Below are 19,865 nucleotides of genomic sequence, written 5' to 3'. Positions count from 1 at the left end.
ACCGGTGCGGGCCCCCACGGCACAGGGAGGCCCGCACCTCACTCGTCCGGGAGCGTTTCGAGTACGAGGGCGACGGCCTCCCGCGCCGTCTCCACCCGGCCCACCACGTCCTGCCGGGTCGGGCCCATCACGAAGTACGTTCCCCCGTACTCGGACAGCACGAAGCGGGCGTCCCAGGTCCACGGATGCTCGGTGGTACGGCTGAAGTGCAGCTCGCCCATCCCGATCCACGGGTACCGGCGCCGCAGCCGGGGCTCCGCGTAGGCGAGGTCCAGCAGCTCCTCCCGTACGCGCCCGTCGGCCCGCGCCTTCCGCCAGCCCGCCTCCACCGCCGCATCCGTGTCCATCGGCCCATCATCAGCGGCCGACGGTCCTGCGCACCAGCTTGTCCAGGAACGACGGCTCGCTCTCGTAGGCCTTCCTCAGCTGCTCGAAGTGATCGGCCCGGGTGCGGCTCAGGTACTCGTCGGACCGCAGCGGCTTGGCGAGGGACCAGGCGCGCCGGTGCTGGCCGTCGTAGTGGGCGACGTACGCCTTGGACAGTTCCAGGACGGACTTGAAGGGGATGCCGCCGGTGTGGTCGCGGTCGATCCTCTCCTGGACCGCGGAGATGAGCGCGAGCTTCTCGTCGACCGTGTAGTCGTCCTCGGTGATCCGCTTGAGGACGTCCGCCGGGATCGGCTTCGTCACCTCGAAGGCGAGCGTGGAGCGGATCGGCGGCCCGGCGATCTCGATGTACGGCAGCAGCGCGCCGGTGCTGTGGTGCAGCCACGGCAGCCGGGGCCCGGCGAAGTCCTGGTGCAGGACGACCGAGCCGGGCCGTGTCCGGCTCAGGAACCGCTCCGAGACGCAGCGGAAGACCCGGGCCGTCTTGGCGATGTCGATGTGCAGGAACTCCACCGGGGTGGTGTCCTCGGGGTCCGAGGTCTGCCACAGGTCACCGGCGTGAATCTCCACGAACGGCAGGAACGGGCCGAGGCGGCGCCTGAAGTCGTCCAGGAAGGAGTTGTCGTCGGCCGGCTTGTGCCCGGAGTCGAAGAACTTCTCCGAGGCGAACGTGCCCTTGCCGACGCGGAAGAAGTCGTACGCGTGCAGTCGGCCCTTCCGCGGGTCGAAGACGGGGCTCTCGCTCAGCCCGAGCGCGAGGGCGTACGTCGATCCGCCGCCCCCGGAGCCGAGTTCGACGATCTGCCCCTGGCCCGTGAGGTGGTGCCGGCCCACCAGGTACAGGAACTGGAGTTCCCAGCTGCTGCACTGGGTGTAGGGCAGGTCCTCCGGCAGCTCGACGCTGTCGAAGAGGGAGTAGAGCCGGCCGAGCTTCGTCATGAGAGCCTCACGGGATACGGAGAGCGGTGCCCGTGATCCTAGGGACCTCGGACACCGCTTCACCATGGAATCAACGGAGTAACTCGATGATGGGGCCGTATTTCCATGCCCTTTCCGGGGAGTTCATGCCTGGTTCGCTCAGCGCTTCACGGCCTTCCTCAGCGCCCGGGCCTGGCGGACGACCCGGCGGGCCGTGGAGTTGTGCGGGAGGAACGCCAGCCGCTCCGGGATGCCGCCGGGCAGGCCCAGGGAGGTGAGGCGCTTCTTCTTGAAGTAGCGCTGGGTGCGCGGGCGCAGGTGCTTGGCGAGGTACTTCTCCGCCGTCGCGCGCCGGGCCGGGTAGATGCGGTCCTGCATGGTGAAACCGACCGCGACGACCAGATCGGTCAGCTCCTCGCCGGGCAGCGGCTCCTCGCCGCCCCGCTGCTCCAGGTCCGGCAGCACCGCGTCGGCCAGCACCACCGGGACGCGGTTGCTGTTCTGGTAGGGCGTGAGGCGGTCCAGGAGGGGCGCGGTGCCGACGCGGGCGACCGGGAGGCCGTAGAACTCTGCGGCCGTGAACAGGGCCGTGGAGAAGCAGCCGACGACCAGTCCGGGGCGGGCCTTCTCGAACAGCACCTCGGCGAGGACGGGGGTGTCGAGGACGGTCAGGTCGACGCCCAGCTTCTCCGCCTCGGTCTCCAGGGCGCGGCTGAAGCGGGCCGGCGCGGTGGGGTGCGGCTTGAACACGACGGAACGGTGCCCGCGTTCGACCGCCCCACGCAGCATCCGCACGTGGAGGTCCTCCTCCTCCTTCGCGGAGAGGATGTTCAGCGCGGACAGGTACTGGCCGAGCAGCAGCGCCGAGTTGTCGGGCAGCGCCGGCAGGTCCGCCACCGTGTCGGCCAGTTCGCGCAGCACCTTCAGGAAGGCACCCGACGGCACGACCTGCGCGGGTACGTCGAACTCGGTGAGCAGCAGGGGCGTGAGGCCCGGCACCAGGTCCAGGTGGAGCAGCCGGCGCACCCGCGTGCCGACCAACGGGTCGAGCTTGTTGCGGGTGGGGCCGTAGCTCATCAGGCCGTCCGCGTAGACGTGCACGGGGGCGCCGGTGAACAGCTGGGCCACGGTCAGCGCGGGCGTGACCTGGATGGACTCCAGGACCAGCTCCACCCGGTCGTCCCCGAGACCCCACAGCAGCCGCAGATAGCGCTCGAAGAGCGGGATGTCGTCGGCGCGCGGGGTCCAGGCGCCGGGGTGGAAGGGATGGATGGCCTCGTTCCAGGACAGCACCGCGTCGAAGTGCGCGCGGAGGGGCTCGAAGCCGGGCATCGCGTCCAGCGGGAGCGTGGTCTCCGGGGTCGCCGAGTTGTTGAACACCAGCAGCACCCGGCGCTCGGCCTCGTCGAAGAGGTCGGAGTCGACGGCGGCGGCGAGCGTGGCCGCCCCGTACAGCGTGGAGGCGCAGAAGATCTGGGTCGTGGGCATCTCAGGCAGCCGCCTTCGCTGTGCTGACCCTGCGTCGCAGCCGCCGCAGCTTGGCGGAGCGGCGCAGGTCCATCGTGTCGAGTACGTCGCCGAGCATGTCCTGCGGCATCCGCTTTATCGCCGCCGCGCTGCGGGCTCGCAGCTCCTTGGCGACGGCCGGCTCCCACTTGGCCTCGTCGGAGAGGTGGTGGGCGATGATCGCGCAGTACGTGCGCACGGCCTTCGGCAGCAGCCGGTCGGCGTCCGGGTCCTGCGCGGTCTCCTCGACGACCTGGTCGAAGGCGCGGATGAAGTCCAGCTGACGGGCGTCACCGATCTGCGTGAGCGAGGAGGCCACCCCGCGCCGGTAGAAGACGCCCAGGAGGCTCACCACGGCGAACGACTCGGCCTCGCGGTGCAGCTTCCAGATCCAGGGCCGGTCCTCGGCGGTCCGCAGCCCGTCCGTGAAGTGCAGCAGCCCCTGGTCGAGCAGCCGGCGGTGATAGGCCCCCGCCCACGCGTAGGCGTAGTCCACGGACGTCGTCCGGTCGGCGGGCAGGATCGCCTCGCGCGGGTTCAGCACCTCCCCGCGCAGTCCGACCGGGGCCCGGTGCACGGACCGGGCGCGGGCGGTCGCCTGCACATGGTCGGTGCGCACGAAGTCGCAGCCCAGCCCCTCGATGGCGGCCACCAGCTCGGCGAAATAGCCCGGCGCGAGCCAGTCGTCGCCGTCCAGGAAGGTGAGGTACTCGCCGGTCGCCGCGTCCAGTCCCGTGTTGCGGGCGGTCGCGAGACCTCCGTTCGTCTCATGGCGGATATATCTCACCTGCGCGACATCGGAAAGCGACTCGGCCGCCCGTTCGAGAATGGCGGGCGTTTCATCCTTCGATTTGTCGTCGACGAGGATGAACTCGAAGTCGCTCCGGGCGTTGAGCCGCAGACTTCTGAGGGTGTCCGGGGCGTATTGCTGCACGTTGTAGAACGGCACGATCACGGAGAGCTTTGGCACCCGGGAAACGCTAGAAGGCCGTCCGGCTGGGCAACTTGACGCCGATGGTACGGGGGGTGAACTCGATGTGTCGGAATGGTGCACCCCATGTACTTCCGGGGCTTTGCCGGGCCAGTTCGGTTCTCGGTGGGCTGTTGTTAACTTTTCGTTGATTCGCGGTTGGGCCGTACCTAGAAATTGCTTCCTAGCGTCTTCGACGTGCCAGCAAGTACGCCAGCAACCACAACGCCGCCGCTGCGAATCGCGGTCCTCGCGGACTCCGACACCCGCTGGAAATGGGGTGCCCTCACCGCTCATCGCATCGCACCGCGCGACCCCGCGCAAGACGCCCTCTCCCTGAACGGCTTCCTGCTGCGCGGCCGGGCCACGCCCACCCCCCGCCAGCTGGCGGAGGTCGGGGTCCAGGCCGAGTCGCTGCGCGAGGTGACGTCGGTGGAGTTCCTGCGGGCCATGGCCGAGGAGCCGTACGACATCGTCGTGCTCGCCCTCGTCGGCGGTGGCGTGCAGGCGATGCTGCACGGGCTGAAGCGGGTGTGGGAAGGGCGGGCCGCTCGCCCGGTGGTGGTGACCGGTTACGTCGGCGTCGTCTACGAGAAGCTCGCCGACGGACTGCTGCTGCGGCACGGGGCCGACCTGGTCCTCGCCAACTCCCGCCAGGACGCGGAGCGTTTCCGGTCCGTGTACGAGGGGGTCGGCGCCGACGCCTCCGCGGTGACGGAGGTGGCGCTGCCGTTCCTCGGCGGTGCGGCCTACGAGGGCGAACACGACCCGTACACCGTCGTCTTCGCCGTCCAGCCGTCCGTGCCGGACAGCCGCAAGGACCGTACGTATCTGCTCAACCGGCTGATCAGGCACGCCCGGTTGCACCCCGAGCGCGAGGTGCTGCTGAAGCTGCGCTCCAAGCCGGGGGAGCACACCACGCACATCGAGGAGCAGCCCTACCAGAAGCTGGTCCAAAGGCTCGCTCCGCCGGCCAACTTCCGTCTGGTGTACGGGAACATGGGCGAGGTACTGGACCGGACGGATCTGCTGGTCACGATCAGTTCGACGGCGGCCCTGGAGTCCCTGCACCGACGTATCCCGACCGTGGTCCTGACCGACCTGGGCGTGCGGGAAGTGCTGGGCAACCATCACTTCGTGGGGTCCGGCTGCCTCGCCTCCTGGGACCAACTCGACGACGGGTACCGGCCGGTGGCCGACGCGGAGTGGGTGGCGCGGCAGGGGGTCGCGGCTGCGGGTCCCCCCTCTGGGGGAGGGTCGTACGCCACCGCCTTCGACGCGGCGCGGGAACGGATCGCCAAGCTTCTCGCCGGTGCGCTTCCGCCGCTGACGCCGTATTACACGCCGACGACCGCGCCTGGATATCTGCCCGGAATTCTGGCTCGTCATCACCTCGGCCCCGACGGAGATCCGTTGCCGGGGGCGCCCGCCGCGGACAAGGAGCCCGGTCCTGTTCGGCAGATCGTGCGGCGGGCCGCGCGGGGTGCGTACCGGCACGGGGTGCAGCGGGTGGCTCCCGTCATTCGGCGGATGGGGGAGTTGTGAGCGCCTTCGAGAGTGCCGGGACGGGTCGTCTTGCGGGTGCGGCGCCGTCTCGGCTGGTCGCGCAGTTCCCCGCGCCCCTTGAAGGCGGCTCCGCCGCCTCCCTTCAGTCCCCTGCGCTAGGAGTGCAACCCATGTCCGACTCCCCGTCGGTACGCCGTGTTCTCGCGGTGATCCCTGCCCGCGGCGGCTCCAAGGGTGTGCCTGCCAAGAATCTCGCCCCCGTCGGCGGCGTGCCGCTCGTGGCTCGGGCCGTTCGTGAGTGCCGGGCGACCCGCCTCGTGACGGATGTCGTCGTCTCCACCGATGACCAGGGCATCGCCGCCGCTGCCCGGGAGGCCGGTGCCGAGGTCGTGTTGCGGCCCGCGGCCATCGCCGGGGACACGGCGACCTCCGAGGCGGCCGTGCTGCACGCCATGGACACGCACGAGGCGCTGCACGGCGCGGCCGTCGACGTGGTGATGCTCGTGCAGTGCACCAGCCCCTTCATCGTCCGCGAGGACGTCGAGGCGGTCGCCGCGGCGGTCGTGGAGATGGGTGCGGACACCGCCGTGGCCGTCGCGCCCTTCCACGGGTTCGTCTGGCGCGACGAGGCCGACTCCACGCAGGAGCCCGGCGGTTACGGCGTCAACCACGACAAGGCGTACCGGCCCCGCCGCCAGGACCGCCCCCAGGACCTGCTGGAGACCGGCGCCGCCTACGCGATGGACGCGGCCGGCTTCCGCACGCACCAGCACCGCTTCTTCGGTCGCACCGAGCTCGTCCGCACCGACCCCGCGCGCGTGCTGGAGATCGACGACCCGCACGACCTCGCGCGGGCAAGGGCGCTCGCGCCCCTGTTCGACGCGGACCGCCCCGGCGCCCTGCCGTCCTTCGAGGACGTCGACGCGGTCGTACTGGACTTCGACGGCACCCAGACCGATGACCGGGTGCTGATCGACGCCGATGGAAAGGAGTTCGTCTCCGTGCACCGCGGGGACGGCCTCGGTATCGCCGCGCTCCGCAGGAGCGGGCTGGCGATGCTCATCCTCTCCACGGAGCAGAACCCGGTCGTCGCCGCCCGCGCACGGAAGCTGAAGCTCCCCGTGCTGCACGGCATCGACCGGAAGGACCTCGCCCTCAAGCAGTGGTGCGAGGAGCAGGGCATCGCGCCCGAGCGCGTGCTCTACGTCGGCAACGACGTCAACGACCTCCCGTGCTTCGCCCTCGTGGGCTGGCCCGTGGCGGTCGCGAGCGCCCACGACGTGGTACGCGGCGCCGCCCGTGCGGTCACCACCCTCCCCGGTGGCGACGGCGCGATCCGAGAGATCGCCAGCTGGATCCTCGGCCCCTCTCTCGACTCCCTCGACAGTTAAGGAACGTCTGAAGCCATGTCTTCCAACACCCGTCTGCGCACCTTCGGCACCGAGCGCATCGCCGGTCCCGGCCAGCCCGTCTACATCTGCGGCGAGATCGGCATCAACCACAACGGCGAGCTGGAGAACGCCTTCAAGCTCATCGACGTGGCCGCCGAGGCCGGCTGCGACGCCGTGAAGTTCCAGAAGCGCACCCCCGAGATCTGCACCCCGCGCGACCAGTGGGACATCGAGCGCGACACCCCCTGGGGCCGGATGACGTACATCGACTACCGCCACCGCGTGGAGTTCGGCGAGGACGAGTACCGCCAGATCGACGCGTACTGCAAGGAGAAGGGGATCGCCTGGTTCGCCTCCCCGTGGGACACCGAGGCCGTCGCCTTCCTGGAGAAGTTCGACGTCCCGGCCCACAAGGTCGCGTCCGCGTCCCTGACGGACGACGAGCTGCTGCGTGCCCTGCGCGCCACCGGCCGCACGATCATCCTCTCCTCCGGCATGTCGACGCCGAAGCAGATCCGCCACGCCGTCGAGGTCCTCGGCTCGGAGAACATCCTGCTCTGCCACGCCACTTCGACGTACCCGGCGAAGGCCGAGGAGCTCAACCTGCGCGTGATCAACACGCTCCAGGAGGAGTACCCGAACGTCCCGATCGGCTACTCCGGCCACGAGACGGGCCTGCAGACCACCCTCGCCGCCGTCGCCCTCGGCGCCACCTTCGTCGAGCGCCACATCACCCTCGACCGCGCGATGTGGGGCTCCGACCAGGCCGCTTCGGTGGAGCCGCAGGGCCTTCAGCGCCTCGTCCGCGACATCCGCACCATCGAGGCCTCCCTCGGCGACGGCGTCAAGAAGGTCTACGACTCCGAGCTCGGCCCGATGAAGAAGCTGCGCCGCGTGACCGGTGTCGTGGCCGAGGCGGAGATCGCCGCGGCGGCGGGCGAGCCGGTGGCGGTCTGACGCGCCTGACTCCTTGATTCCCCTGATTCCCTTACGACGGGACGGTCGTACGTAGATGAGCCGCCGCGCCGGGTCAGCCGGCCCCCACACTCTCGCGTTCGTCGAGAGCCCGGTACAGCTGCTGAACGTGCTGGAGTGGGCGCATGCGCACGAGCATGCCTCGGGCGAGGCCCTGGGCGCGGGGCTCACCCTCGTCGTCCTGTCCCCGACGGACCCGATGACCCGGGGCCAGCTGCGCCGGATGGCGGAACTGGCCCGTGAGGAGGGGCACGAGGTCCGCTGGGAGGAGGCACGGGGCGGCCCGGCGGCCCCCTTCCAGACGATCGGCGGCCTCGCGGGCATGCTCCGCAGGGCCGACCGGGTCGTCCTGGGCGACCCGTTCTCGCGCTACGTACAGCTGCTGCTGACGATCACGAAGGCGCCCGCCCTCGTCGTGGTCGACGACGGCACGGCCACGATGGAGTTCGTGGCCCAACTGGCCCGCGGCGAACGCCTGGTGCGCTGGCACCGCAAGGGCGGCCGCCCGGGCCCCCGCGACCTGGTCTTCGCCCCGGTCTCCTCGGCGGCCCGCAGACGTCTGACGCCGTCGGGTGACCGGAGGGTCGAGATCTTCTCCTCGATGCCGATGCAGGAGAAGCCGGAGGGCGTGACGACGACCGCCAACACCTTCGCCTGGACCCGCTCCCGCTTCGGCCCGCCGCGTATCACCAAGGGCGCGGACATGGTGGGCACGTCGCTGGTGGAGACGGGGGTGGTGGACGGCGACGCCTATCTGGAGGCGGTACGCACCCTGTCCAAGGCGCACGGCACGACCCGCTACTTCGCGCACCGCCGCGAGAGCGCGGAGAAGCTGCACCGGCTGGCGGTGGAGACGGGCCTGGAGGTGGTCCGCCCGGACCTCCCCCTGGAACTGATCGCCCGCAGGGGCCCGATCGGCCGAACGATCCTGAGCTTCCCGTCGACGGTCGTCCACACCTTGCCGCTGGCGCTGACCGGCACGGACGTCAAGGTCGCGGTCTGCGACATCGACCCGGCCTGGCTGACGGAGAACGCGTCACCGCGCGCACAGGGCTTCCTGTCCGGGGTGACGGGCACGGCGAGGGACGTCACCCGGTTGTCGGCCGTGGCGGCGGTGTGACGCCGACAGGCCGCTGATCATCCGTCCTTACGGGCGAGGACATAGGCCTTCCGGTACTTCTCCTGACCCTGGGGCTCGCGCACGGTACGGCTGTGCAGCTGAAGCCCGGCGCCGGTGAGCAGCTCGACGACCTCCTCCGGCCCGCGCCAGTAGTAGTCGAGCGAGATGGCATGCCCGAACCGCTCGTCGAGATGCAGGTGATCCGTCTCCTCGTCGTACTGAAAGGCGAGCAGCAGATACCCGCCGGGTGCGAGCACGCGGAGGAACTCCGCGAACACGCCGGGAAGTTGCTCGTCCGGCACATGAATGACCGAGTACAGCGCGGCGATTCCGCCGAGCGTCGCGTCGGGCAGGTCGAGGGAGGTCATCGAGCCCACGTGGAACCGGAGTTCGGGATGGTTCCGCCGGGCCATGGCCACCATGCGCGGCGAGACGTCGATCCCGAACACGGGCACCCCGAGCGCGTGCAGCCGCGCGGTGACCACCCCCGGACCGCTCCCCACATCAGCGACCGGCTCCCGCCCCCGCTCCTTCACCAGCTCCGCGAAACCGCTGATCAGCGCCCTGTCGAAGGTGTGAATGCCGGCCCAGTCCGCACACTGCTCGGCGTAGTCGTCGGCGATGATGTCGTACGCGGCACTGGTGGACCGTATGAAGGCGGGGGTCTCGGCACTCATGGGGGCACCCTAGCGAGGCACCTCGAAGCCGGCCTGCCTGAAGGCTTGTTCCACACCCCCGCCCCCAGCACCCACCCCGCCGCGATCATCACCGTGAGTGACCGAAGCCGGCGCGGCCGTCGTGATCGTCATGCCGGGAACCGTGCTCCGGCCGGAGGGTCTCGTCACGCCGCGTGGCGGAAACGTCGCGTGGCGGTGATGATTCCGGGACCGGAACAAGCGTCTCAGCGGAGGCAGGGTGGATTCCTGGCTTAGTACGGTCCCGACAGGTGAACACGGGCGACGCGGGGGCATCGCGGCGTGGTATCCCAGGAGGAGGGGACGAGTGACGGGTGTGGCCGGATGCCTTCGACCGAGGCAGTCGCAGGTCAGCCGGCGGTCACTCTCCGTGGATCGCATGATCCATCCGGCCGGGAGGTCGGCCGAGTTTACCCATTCCAGCTCACACGTATGCGCCCAGCGGCCAGATTTTCTTCCCCTAACGGGTTGAACTTTTGTTGATCGAGGGTCAGTTGGCCACCCGGGCGTCCTACCCTTCAGAGGGTGAAGCAATTGATGTCCCAAGAGTCCGAGGCCGAGCCGGCCGGGGAAGCCGTGCTTCCCGGCACGCTGCCCGAGAGCCTGCGTGCCGAACTCGTCGCGTTCCGACGCGACTTGCACATGCACCCCGAGCTCGGCAACCAGGAGTTCCGCACGACCGCGGCCATCAAGGCGCGGCTCGAGAAGGCCGGGCTGCGGCCCCGGGTGCTCCCCGTGGGCACCGGGCTCATCTGTGACATCGGTGAGTGGGACGGACAGAAGCCGATGCTCGCGCTGCGCGCCGACATCGACGCCCTGCCCATCCCGGACACGAAGAGTGACTGCTCGTACCGGTCCACCGTGCCCGACCGGGCCCACGCGTGCGGACACGACGTGCATACGACCGTCGTCCTCGGGGCGGGGCTCGTGCTGGCCCGGTTGCAGCAGGAGGGCAGGCTGCCGCGCCCCGTCCGGCTGCTCTTCCAGCCCGCCGAGGAAGTCCTGCCCGGCGGCGCCGCCGACGCCATCGACTGCGGGGTGCTGGAGGGCGTCGGGAAGATGATCGCCGTGCACTGCGACCCGCGGGTCGACGCCGGCCGCATCGGACTGCGCACCGGCGCCATCACCTCCGCCTGCGACCGCCTGGAGGTCTCCCTCGACGGACCCGGCGGACACACCGCCCGGCCCCATCTGACCACCGACCTCGTCACCGCCGTCGCCCGCGTCGTCACCGACGTGCCCGCCGTGGTCGCCCGGCGCGTCGACAGCCGCAGCGGACTCGCCGTCACCTGGGGACGCATCGAATCCGGCCACGCGCCGAACGTCATCCCGCAGCACGCCGAGCTGTCCGGAACCGTGCGCTGCCTGGACCTCGACACCTGGCGCCAGGCGCCCGACATCGTCGTCGCCGCCATCGACGAGATCGCCAACCTGCACCGCGCCAAGTCCGAGATCAACTACGTCCGGGGCGTCCCGCCCGTAGTCAACGACGCGGACGTGACGGAGCTGCTGCGGGACGCCATGACCACCCGGCGCGGTGCGGAGTCCGTCGAGAGCACCGAGCAGAGCCTCGGCGGCGAGGACTTCTCCTGGTATCTGGAGCAGGTCCCCGGTGCCATGGCGCGGCTGGGCGTCCGCACCCCGGGTGAGCGGACCGTGCGCGACCTCCACCAGGGGGACTTCGACGCCGACGAGGCCGCCATCACCGTAGGCGTGGAACTGTTCACGGCTGCCGCGCTGCTCGACGCGGCTTCCTGAGAACGCCCCAGGGGGCGGCCGGGAAGATCATGTGAAGGGGTGCCACCATTGGTGCCCCTTCGTCCCCTTGTGTCACCCGTGTGTAACCGGGTTCTCGCGAACGTAACCCGATGGCGGCACGGTTCGATAACGGCCACGAGAAACCCCGTTCCCCTCCCCTTCTACGCGCGTTACTGTGCGCCGAAATCGCCACCGTTGGCGGCACATTGGGGATGCGGGGCCGTTCGGCGGTGCCGTGGGGATGAAGGGGTGCTTGCTGTGCGTCGAATATCTCGGAGGACCAGGTTCTCCCAAGCGGTGGTGGCTGTCTCGGTCATCGCCCTCGCGGCCGTCGGATGCGGTGAGTCCAGCACCAAGGCCGACAGTGACAAGGCGTCCACCTCGGCGGACGGCAAGTACTCGGGCAAGGGCATCGGGCTCGCCTACGACATCGGCGGCAAGGGCGACCAGTCCTTCAACGACGCGGCCTTCGCCGGCTTCGAGAAGGCCGACAAGGAATTCGGCATGGGCGGCACGGACATCGAGCCGCAGGACGGCGAGTCCGACGCGGACAAGGTCCAGCGCCTGGAGCAGCTCGCCAAGGCCGGCTACAACCCGATCATCGGCGTCGGCTACATCTACGCGCCGGCCGTGAAGGAGGTCGCCGCGAAGCATCCGGACATCACGTTCGGTGTCATCGACGACGAGCAGGTCAAGGCCGCCAACGTCGCCGACATGGTCTTCTCCGAGGAGCAGGCGTCCTACCTCGCGGGCGTCGCCGCCGCCAAGGCCTCCAAGGCCAAGCACGTCGGCTTCATCGGCGGTGTGGACATCCCGCTGATCCACAAGTTCGGCGCGGGCTTCAAGCAGGGCGTCCAGTCCGTCGACCCGAAGATCAAGATCGAGTCGCAGTACCTGACGCAGACCCCGCAGGAGGGCGGCTTCTCCAGCCCCGACAAGGGCAAGGAGGCGGCCAGCGGCCAGATCGAGAAGGGCGCCGACGTCATCTACCACGCCGCCGGCCTCTCCGGTCAGGGCGTGATCTCCGAGGCCGCCGCCAAGAAGGTGTGGGCCATCGGCGTCGACTCCGACCAGTACAACCAGGACGCGCTGAAGAACTACAAGGACTACATCCTCGGCTCGGCGCTCAAGAACGTCGGCGGCGCGGTCTACGACCTCGCCAAGTCGGTCTACGAGGGCAAGCCGCTCACCGGTGTCGTCCGCGGCGACCTCAAGTCCGGCGGTGTCGGCTTCGCCGACTCCAACCCCAAGTACAAGGCCATGACCGACGTCGTCGCGGCGGTCGAGGCGGCCAAGAAGGACATCATCGAGGGCAAGGTCACCGTCAAGACCTCCTGACCCCGCCCCGCATCAGTCCGCCAATAGGCCCTCTGGGCCCTTTGCAGGCCATACGCCCCTTGCCTCCCGCAAGGGGCGTACTGCTGTCCGTAGTCTGTCCACCAACTGTGGCCACAGCTCGATAACGGACCGGACAGAAGGGGTTTTCCGTCTGGTCTACGCGCGTTACGCTGCGGCGGAACCAGCGCCTGGTTTGGGCGCTTGCACAAAGGAGTCACGTTCCATGCGCCGGGTGTCCCGTATCACCGTTGCGGGTGTTGCTACCGCAGCCCTCGCTCTGACCGCGTCTGCCTGTGGCAGCTCGTCCAGCTCGTCCAGCAGCAGTGACAGCAAGGACCTGGGCCTGGCCCTGGCGTACGACGTCGGTGGCAAGGGCGACCAGTCCTTCAACGACGCCGCCACCGCCGGCCTGGAGAAGGCCGACAAGGAGTTCGGCTACAAGTCCACCGCCGTCGAGCCGCAGGACGGCGAGTCGGACGCGGACAAGGTGCAGCGCCTGGAGACCCTGGCCAAGCAGGGCTACAACCCGGTCATCGGGGTCGGCTACGCCTACGCGCCCGCCGTCAAGGAGGCCGCGGCCAAGTACCCGAAGACCACCTTCGGCATCGTCGACGACGAGCAGACCAAGGCCGACAACGTCGCCGACCTGGTCTTCTCCGAGGAGCAGGCCTCCTACCTGGCCGGCGTCGCCGCCGCCAAGGCCACCAAGTCCAACGTGGTCGGCTTCGTCGGCGGTGTGGACGTGCCGCTGATCCACAAGTTCGCGGCCGGCTTCAAGCAGGGCGTCGAGGACACCAAGAAGGGTGTCCAGGTCAAGGTCCAGTACCTGACCCAGACCGCCGCCGAGGGTGGCTTCTCCAGCCCCGACAAGGGTGAGAGCGCCGCCGAGGGCCAGATCGACGACGGCGCGGACGTCGTCTACGCCGCCGCGGGCCTGTCCGGCCAGGGTGTCATCAAGGCCGCCAACGCCAACAAGATCTGGGCGATCGGCGTCGACTCCGACCAGTACAAGCAGGACGCGCTGAAGGCGTACAAGGACTCGATCCTGACGTCCGCCATGAAGAACGTCGAGGGCGCGGTCTACGACCTGGCCAAGTCCGTCCACGACGGCAAGCCGGAGACCGGTGTGGTCCGCGGCTCGCTGTCCAACGGCGGCGTGAGCGTCTCGCAGTCCAACCCCACGTTCGCGGACAACACCGCGATCCAGGACGCGATCAAGAAGGCCGAAGAGGGCATCAAGGACGGCTCCATCAAGGTGAAGACCTCCTGACCGTCTGATCCCGACCCGGTCACAGGCCTTGGCCAAATATCCGCTGTAATGGCAGCGTGACGACCGCGCAACGGGGCACCTGGAGCATGGCTCCCTGTGCCCCGTTCTCGCGGCAGAATGCTCGGAACAGATCGTCTCTTCAACGAAGACGGTCACATCCGGGCACTATTTAAAGCAGGGGCGCTACGCGCGTAGAGTGGCCCCTTCCTCAAGGAGAGTGCGCCATCGACGCGACCAGCAGCCCTCCGCTCACCGCGCCGTCGACGATCGCGGTCGAGCTGGCGGGGATCACCAAACGATTCCCGGGTGTCGTCGCCAACCACGACATCCACCTGACTGTCCGCAAGGGCACCGTCCACGCCCTCGTCGGCGAGAACGGCGCCGGCAAGTCGACCCTGATGAAGATCCTCTACGGCATGCAGAAGCCGGACGAGGGCACGATCGCGGTCGACGGCGAGCAGGTGACCTTCGGCAGCCCCGCCGACGCCATCGTGCGCGGCATCGGCATGGTCCACCAGCACTTCATGCTGGCCGACAACCTGACGGTGCTGGAGAACGTGGTGCTCGGCAGCGAGAAGCTGTACGGCATCGGCGGCGCCGCCCGTAAGAAGATCAAGGAGATCTCCGACCGCTACGGCCTCGGCGTCCGCCCCGACGCCCTGGTCGAGGACCTCGGTGTCGCCGAGCGTCAGCGCGTGGAGATCCTCAAGGTCCTCTTCCGCGGCGCCAAGACGCTCATCCTCGACGAGCCGACCGCGGTCCTGGTGCCCCAGGAGGTCGACGCGCTCTTCGACAACCTGCGTGAGCTGAAGTCCGAGGGCCTCTCCGTCATCTTCATCTCGCACAAGCTCGGCGAGGTGCTCTCCGTCGCCGACGACATCACGGTCATCCGGCGCGGTACGACGGTCGGCACGGCCGTCCCCTCCGAGACCACTCCGCGCCAGCTCGCCGAGATGATGGTCGGCAGCGAACTGCCCACCCCGGAGACCGCGGAGTCCACGGTCACCGACAAGCCCGTCATCCAGGTCGAGGGCCTCACCGTCTACGCCTCCGGCGGCGCCTCCCTGGGCGTCGAGGCCGAGCCGTCCGGCGGCGTCGGCCTCGCCGCGGACAGCGGCGAGGTCAAGAAGGTCCTCGACGACGTCACCTTCACCATCCACGCCGGTGAGGTCATGGGCATCGCCGGCGTCGAGGGCAACGGCCAGACGGAGCTCATCGACGCGCTGATCGGCACCAAGAACGCCGACTCCGGCACGATCGCCTTCCTCGGCGAGGACATCACCTCCTGGGTCACCCGCAAGCGCCGCCAGTCCGGCGTCGGCTACATCCCCGAGGACCGGCACCGCCAGGGCCTGCTCCTGGAGGCCCCGCTCTGGGAGAACCGCATCCTCGGCCATGTCACCGAGGCCCCCAACGCCAAGGGCTTCCGGCTCACCCCCAAGGCCGCCCAGGCAGACACCCGCCGGATCGTCGAGGAGTACGACGTCCGCACCCCCGGCATCGACGTCACCGCCGCCTCGCTGTCCGGCGGCAACCAGCAGAAGCTGATCGTCGGCCGCGAGATGAGCCACAACCCCAAGTTCCTGATCGCCGCCCACCCCACCCGCGGTGTGGACGTCGGCGCGCAGGCCCAGATCTGGGACCGCATCCGCGAGGCCCGCCGGGACGGCCTGGCCGTCCTGCTGATCTCCGCCGACCTCGACGAGCTGATCGGCCTGTCGGACACGCTGCGGGTGATCTACGACGGCAGGCTGGTCGCCGACGCCGACCCGGCCACGGTCACCCCGGAGGAGCTCGGCTCCGCCATGACGGGTGCCGCCACCGGTCACCTGGAGCACGTCGAGGAAGAAAGCGCCCCGGAGGACGAGGCCCGATGAAGAAGTTCGACAAGGAGCGCGTGCTCCTCGCCGTGGCCGGACCGGCCCTGGCGCTCGTCGCGGCGATCCTGCTGACCTCGGTCGTGCTGATCGCCTCCGGCAAGAGCCCGATCGAGCCCTACCGGCTGATGATCGAGCAGGCCACCTACTCCGACGTACAGGTCCTGATCATCAACCAGGCGTCGATGTACTACATCGCCGCCCTCGGAGTCGCCCTCGGCTTCCGGATGAACCTGTTCAACATCGGTGTCGACGGCCAGTACCGCCTCGGTGCCCTGATGGCCGCCATCGTCGGCGCCCACGTGGCACTGCCGGCCGCCCTCCAGGTGCCGATGCTGCTCCTGGTCGCCGCGCTCACCGGCGCCATGTGGGCCGGTATCGCGGGCATCCTGAAGGTGACCCGAGGCGTCAGCGAGGTCGTCGCGACGATCATGCTGAACTCGATCGCCACCGCCGTCATCAGCTACCTGACCCTGCGCGACAACTTCGGCGTCGCCCTCGGCGACAACACCACCACCGGTGAGATGAAGGAGTCCGGCTGGGTCCCCGGCATCGACCTGGGCGCCGACGTCGGCGAGATCTACGGCCTGGTCTTCCTCGCCCTCGCCATGGGCATCGGCTACTGGTTCGTCCTCAACCGCACCCGCTTCGGCTTCGACCTGCGCGCCACCGGCGCCTCCGAGACCGCCGCCGCGGCCTCCGGCGTCAACGCCAAGCGCATGGTCCTCACCGCGATGCTGATCTCCGGCGCCGTCGCCGGCATCTCGGGTCTGCCGCTGCTGCTCGGCGACGCCCACACGTACAGCCTCAGCTTCCCGGCCGGCCTCGGCTTCACCGCCATCGGCATCGCCCTGCTCGGCCGCAACAACCCCGGCGGCATCGCGCTCGCCGCCCTGCTGTGGGCCTTCCTCGACAAGGCGTCCCCCGCTCTCGACTACGCGACTCCCGAGCCGTACGAGAAGGAGATCGCCACGATCATGCAGGGCCTGATCGTGTTCGCGGTCGTCATCTCCTACGAGGTCGTCCGCTCGTGGGGTCTGCGCCGGCAGCAGAAGCGCGTCGGTGAGGAACTCGCCGCGGCCGCGGCCAACACCAAGAAGGAGGTGGCGGTCTGATGAGCACCGCGACCATCGCCAAGCCCGCGGCCAAGCAGCCCGGCAAGGGCGGCCGGCGCATGTCGCTGCCCGTCCTCCTCCTGGTCATCTCGGGCGTGCTGATCCTGGTCTCGGCCGTCCGGCTGATCACCGGCGCCGACGGCATCACGTCCACCGGCCAGATGTCCACCGCCCTGCGCGCGGCCGTGCCGATCGGCCTCGCCGGCCTCGGCGGTCTGTGGGCCGAACGCGCGGGCGTCGTCAACATCGGCCTCGAGGGCATGATGATCCTCGGCACCTGGTTCGGCGCCTGGGCCGGCTACCAGTGGGGCCCGTGGACCGGTGTGCTCGTCGGCATCCTCGGCGGCGCGCTCGGCGCCGTACTGCACGCGATCGCCACGGTCACCTTCAACGTCAACCACATCGTCTCCGGTGTGGCCCTGAACATCCTGGCGCTCGGCACCACCCGCTACCTGTCGAAGTTCACCTTCGAGGACGCCCCGCAGGGCTCCTCCAAGCAGTCCCCGCCGATCGACTCGCTCGGCACCTTCGACGTCCCCGGCCTGTCCAGCTGGCTGGAGACCCTCAACCAGAAGCACTGGTTCCTGATCTCCGACATCGCCGGCCTCGTCGGCGGCCTGATCACGGACCTCTCCCCGCTGACCGTCGTCGCCGTCGCCCTGATCCCGACCACCTGGTACGTCCTGTGGCGCACCTCGTTCGGCCTGCGGCTGCGCTCCTGCGGCGAGAACCCGGTGGCCGCCGAGTCCCTCGGCGTCAACGTCTACAAGTACAAGTACATCGCCGTGATCGTCTCCGGCGGCTTCGCCGGCCTGGGCGGCGCCTTCCTGTCGATCGTGGCGTCCAACGTGTACCTCGACGGCCAGACGGCCGGCCGCGGCTACATCGGTCTCGCCGCGATGATCTTCGGCAACTGGATGCCGGGCGGCCTCGCCCTCGGCGCCGGCCTGTTCGGCTACACCGACAGCCTCAACCTGCGGGGCGGCACCACCAACGTCCACGCGCTGCTCCTGCTGCTGGCGATCCTGCTGGTGTTCGGCGTCGCGTACCTCGTCTGGAAGAAGAAGTACGTCCCCGCCGTCATCACCGCCGCGATCTCGGCCCTGATGTTCATCTGGTACGTCAACACGGACGAGGTCCCGAACCAGGTCGTGTCGGCCAGCCCGTACGTCATCACCCTCCTCGTCCTCGCGCTCTCCGCACAGCGCCTGCGGATGCCGAAGGCCGACGGACTGCCGTACCGGAAGGGACAGGGCAAGTGACCTCCGCCGACTTCGACTGGGAGCCCCTGAGGGCGGTGGCGCGCGAGGCGATGAGCCACGCGTACGCCCCCTACTCGGGCTACCCGGTCGGCGTCGCGGCCCTCGTCGACGACGGCCGCACGGTCTCCGGCTGCAACGTCGAGAACGCCTCGTACGGCCTCGGCCTGTGCGCCGAGTGCGGGCTCGTCTCGGAGCTCCAGCGCACCGGAGGCGGCCGGCTGACGCACTTCACGTGCGTCGACGGGCGCGGCGAGGTCCTCGTCCCCTGCGGTCGCTGCCGACAGCTGTTGTACGAGTTCGGCGGCCCCGACCTGCTGCTGGAGACACCGGCCGGGATCCTGCCCCTCTCCGAGATGCTGCCGCAGGCCTTCGGGCCGGACCATCTCACCTCCAAGTAACTCCCGTGCGGCCCCTCTGCTTCGGCGCGGAGGGGCCGCACGATTTCTCTGTACGTCCGGAAGGAAAGCCATGGCCATGGACGCCATCTCCGTCATCCGCACCAAGCGGGACCGCGGTGAGTTCAGCGACGAGCAGATCGACTGGGTCATCGACGCGTACACCCGCGGCGAGGTCGCCGACTACCAGATGGCCGCGCTGAACATGGCCATCCTCCTCAACGGCATGAACCGCCGCGAGATCTCCCGCTGGACCGCCGCGATGATCGCGTCCGGCGAGCGCATGAACTTCTCGTCCCTCTCCCGCCCGACCGCCGACAAGCACTCCACGGGCGGCGTCGGCGACAAGATCACGCTGCCGCTGGCCCCCCTGGTGGCGGCCTGCGGCGCGGCCGTACCCCAGCTCTCCGGCCGCGGCCTCGGCCACACCGGCGGCACCCTGGACAAGCTGGAGTCGATCCCCGGCTGGCGCGCGCTGCTCTCCAACGAGGAGATGCTGCACGTCCTCGACACCACCGGCGCGGTCATCTGCGCGGCGGGCGACGGCCTGGCCCCGGCGGACAAGAAGCTGTACGCCCTGCGGGACGTCACCGGCACGGTCGAGGCGATCCCGCTGATCGCCTCCTCGATCATGTCGAAGAAGATCGCCGAGGGCACCGGCTCCCTGGTCCTGGACGTGAAGGTCGGCTCCGGCGCCTTCATGAAGACCATCGAGGACGCGCGCGAGCTGGCCTCCACGATGGTCGGCCTCGGCACCGACCACGGCGTGAAGACGGTCGCGCTCCTGACGGACATGTCGACCCCCCTCGGCCTCACCGCGGGGAACGCGCTGGAGGTCCGCGAGTCGGTGGAGGTCCTGGCGGGCGGCGGCCCGGCGGACGTCGTCGAGCTGACGATCGCCCTGGCGCGCGAGATGCTCGACGCCGCGGGCGTCCGTGACGCCGACCCGGCGAAGGCCCTGGCCGACGGCTCCGCCATGGACGTCTGGCGCCGGATGATCGCGGCCCAGGGCGGCGACCCGGACGCCGAACTGCCGGTCGCCAAGGAGCAGCACGTCATCAAGGCGGGCGCCGCCGGCGTCCTGACCCGCCTCGACGCGTACGACATCGGCGTCGCCGCCTGGCGCCTCGGCGCGGGCCGCGCCCGCAAGGAGGACCCGGTGCAGGCGGGCGCGGGCATCGAGATGCACGCCAAGCCCGGCGACACGATCACCGAGGGCCAGCCCCTCCTGACCCTCCACACGGACACCCCGGAGCGCTTCGAGTACGCGCTCCAGGCGATCGAGGGTTCGTACGACATCGCCGCCGCGGGCACGGACTTCACGGCTTCCCCCGTGGTGCTGGAGCGGATCGCCTGATCCGCACGGAGGGACGAGGGCCGGT

17 protein-coding genes are annotated in these 19,865 nt (G+C 69.7%); 12 read left to right on the top strand and 5 right to left on the bottom strand.

The annotated features are described in order from the left end of the window. Positions 1 to 38: 38 nt before the first annotated feature. From ACIHIX_RS03075 to ACIHIX_RS03060, 4 genes are all read right to left on the bottom strand, one after another. Entirely contained in the window at positions 39 to 347 is a 309-nt protein-coding gene (locus ACIHIX_RS03075; protein WP_399949087.1) for a DUF6193 family natural product biosynthesis protein, read from the bottom strand. Positions 348 to 357: 10 nt separating this feature from the next. Then, positions 358 to 1,326, bottom strand: coding sequence for a hypothetical protein (locus ACIHIX_RS03070; protein ID WP_399949085.1), 969 nt, complete (start codon positions 1,324 to 1,326; stop codon positions 358 to 360). A gap of 138 nt (positions 1,327 to 1,464) precedes the next feature. After that, positions 1,465 to 2,793 (bottom strand): alpha-2,8-polysialyltransferase family protein, encoded by a 1,329-nt coding sequence (locus tag ACIHIX_RS03065; protein ID WP_399949083.1) that lies wholly within the window; start codon positions 2,791 to 2,793, stop codon positions 1,465 to 1,467. 1 nt (position 2,794) lies between these two features. Further along, positions 2,795 to 3,781, bottom strand: a complete 987-nt coding sequence (locus ACIHIX_RS03060) for a glycosyltransferase family 2 protein (protein WP_399949081.1) — start codon at positions 3,779 to 3,781, stop codon at positions 2,795 to 2,797. A 198-nt stretch (positions 3,782 to 3,979) separates the two neighbouring features. On the opposite strand from ACIHIX_RS03060, the gene ACIHIX_RS03055 reads away from it, so the two are divergent. The 4 genes from ACIHIX_RS03055 (at position 3,980) to ACIHIX_RS03040 (ending at position 8,773) form a co-directional block, all read left to right on the top strand. Then, on the top strand, positions 3,980 to 5,326 hold the full coding sequence (locus ACIHIX_RS03055) for a DUF6716 putative glycosyltransferase (RefSeq protein WP_399949079.1): 1,347 nt from the start codon (positions 3,980 to 3,982) through the stop codon (positions 5,324 to 5,326). A 131-nt stretch (positions 5,327 to 5,457) separates the two neighbouring features. Next, entirely contained in the window at positions 5,458 to 6,678 is a 1,221-nt protein-coding gene (locus ACIHIX_RS03050; RefSeq protein ID WP_399949077.1) for a cytidylyltransferase domain-containing protein, read from the top strand. A gap of 15 nt (positions 6,679 to 6,693) precedes the next feature. After that, positions 6,694 to 7,635 (top strand): N-acetylneuraminate synthase family protein, encoded by a 942-nt coding sequence (locus ACIHIX_RS03045; protein WP_399949075.1) that lies wholly within the window; start codon positions 6,694 to 6,696, stop codon positions 7,633 to 7,635. Positions 7,636 to 7,690: 55 nt separating this feature from the next. After that, positions 7,691 to 8,773, top strand: a complete 1,083-nt coding sequence (locus tag ACIHIX_RS03040) for a hypothetical protein (RefSeq protein WP_399949073.1) — start codon at positions 7,691 to 7,693, stop codon at positions 8,771 to 8,773. Positions 8,774 to 8,790: 17 nt separating this feature from the next. Here ACIHIX_RS03040 and ACIHIX_RS03035 read toward each other — a convergent pair whose 3' ends face one another. Further along, complete coding sequence (locus ACIHIX_RS03035) at positions 8,791 to 9,450, bottom strand: class I SAM-dependent methyltransferase (RefSeq protein WP_399949071.1); 660 nt, start codon at positions 9,448 to 9,450, stop codon at positions 8,791 to 8,793. Between the two features lie 555 nt (positions 9,451 to 10,005). Between ACIHIX_RS03035 and ACIHIX_RS03030 the strand changes: the two genes are divergently transcribed. From ACIHIX_RS03030 to ACIHIX_RS02995, 8 genes are all read left to right on the top strand, one after another. Then, positions 10,006 to 11,226: a M20 family metallopeptidase gene (locus ACIHIX_RS03030; protein WP_399949069.1), complete on the top strand. Its 1,221-nt coding sequence runs from the start codon at positions 10,006 to 10,008 to the stop codon at positions 11,224 to 11,226. A 300-nt stretch (positions 11,227 to 11,526) separates the two neighbouring features. Beyond that, positions 11,527 to 12,564: a BMP family protein gene (locus ACIHIX_RS03025; RefSeq protein ID WP_399950041.1), complete on the top strand. Its 1,038-nt coding sequence runs from the start codon at positions 11,527 to 11,529 to the stop codon at positions 12,562 to 12,564. A gap of 223 nt (positions 12,565 to 12,787) precedes the next feature. After that, positions 12,788 to 13,834, top strand: coding sequence for a BMP family protein (locus tag ACIHIX_RS03020; RefSeq protein WP_399949067.1), 1,047 nt, complete (start codon positions 12,788 to 12,790; stop codon positions 13,832 to 13,834). A gap of 224 nt (positions 13,835 to 14,058) precedes the next feature. Next, positions 14,059 to 15,711, top strand: a complete 1,653-nt coding sequence (locus tag ACIHIX_RS03015; RefSeq protein ID WP_399950038.1) for an ABC transporter ATP-binding protein — start codon at positions 14,059 to 14,061, stop codon at positions 15,709 to 15,711. Then, the gene (locus tag ACIHIX_RS03010) at positions 15,708 to 16,826 is read left to right on the top strand and encodes an ABC transporter permease (RefSeq protein ID WP_399949065.1); all 1,119 of its coding nucleotides are present in this window, start codon (positions 15,708 to 15,710) and stop codon (positions 16,824 to 16,826) included. Before ACIHIX_RS03015 ends, ACIHIX_RS03010 begins: the two co-directional genes overlap by 4 nt. Beyond that, positions 16,826 to 18,088, top strand: coding sequence for an ABC transporter permease (locus ACIHIX_RS03005; RefSeq protein ID WP_399949063.1), 1,263 nt, complete (start codon positions 16,826 to 16,828; stop codon positions 18,086 to 18,088). The genes ACIHIX_RS03010 and ACIHIX_RS03005 overlap by 1 nt, the downstream gene beginning before the upstream one ends. Further along, on the top strand, positions 18,085 to 18,486 hold the full coding sequence (locus ACIHIX_RS03000; protein ID WP_399949061.1) for a cytidine deaminase: 402 nt from the start codon (positions 18,085 to 18,087) through the stop codon (positions 18,484 to 18,486). The genes ACIHIX_RS03005 and ACIHIX_RS03000 overlap by 4 nt, the downstream gene beginning before the upstream one ends. A gap of 70 nt (positions 18,487 to 18,556) precedes the next feature. Then, complete coding sequence (locus ACIHIX_RS02995) at positions 18,557 to 19,840, top strand: thymidine phosphorylase (protein ID WP_399949059.1); 1,284 nt, start codon at positions 18,557 to 18,559, stop codon at positions 19,838 to 19,840. Positions 19,841 to 19,865 lie beyond the last annotated feature (25 nt).

Origin of the sequence: Streptomyces sp. NPDC051913, assembly GCF_044593635.1 — a bacterium.
In the GTDB taxonomy this organism is placed as follows: Bacteria; Actinomycetota; Actinomycetes; order Streptomycetales; family Streptomycetaceae; genus Streptomyces.
The sequence above is the reverse complement of the archived record's forward strand: the minus strand, read 5'-3'. Positions and strand labels throughout refer to the sequence as shown.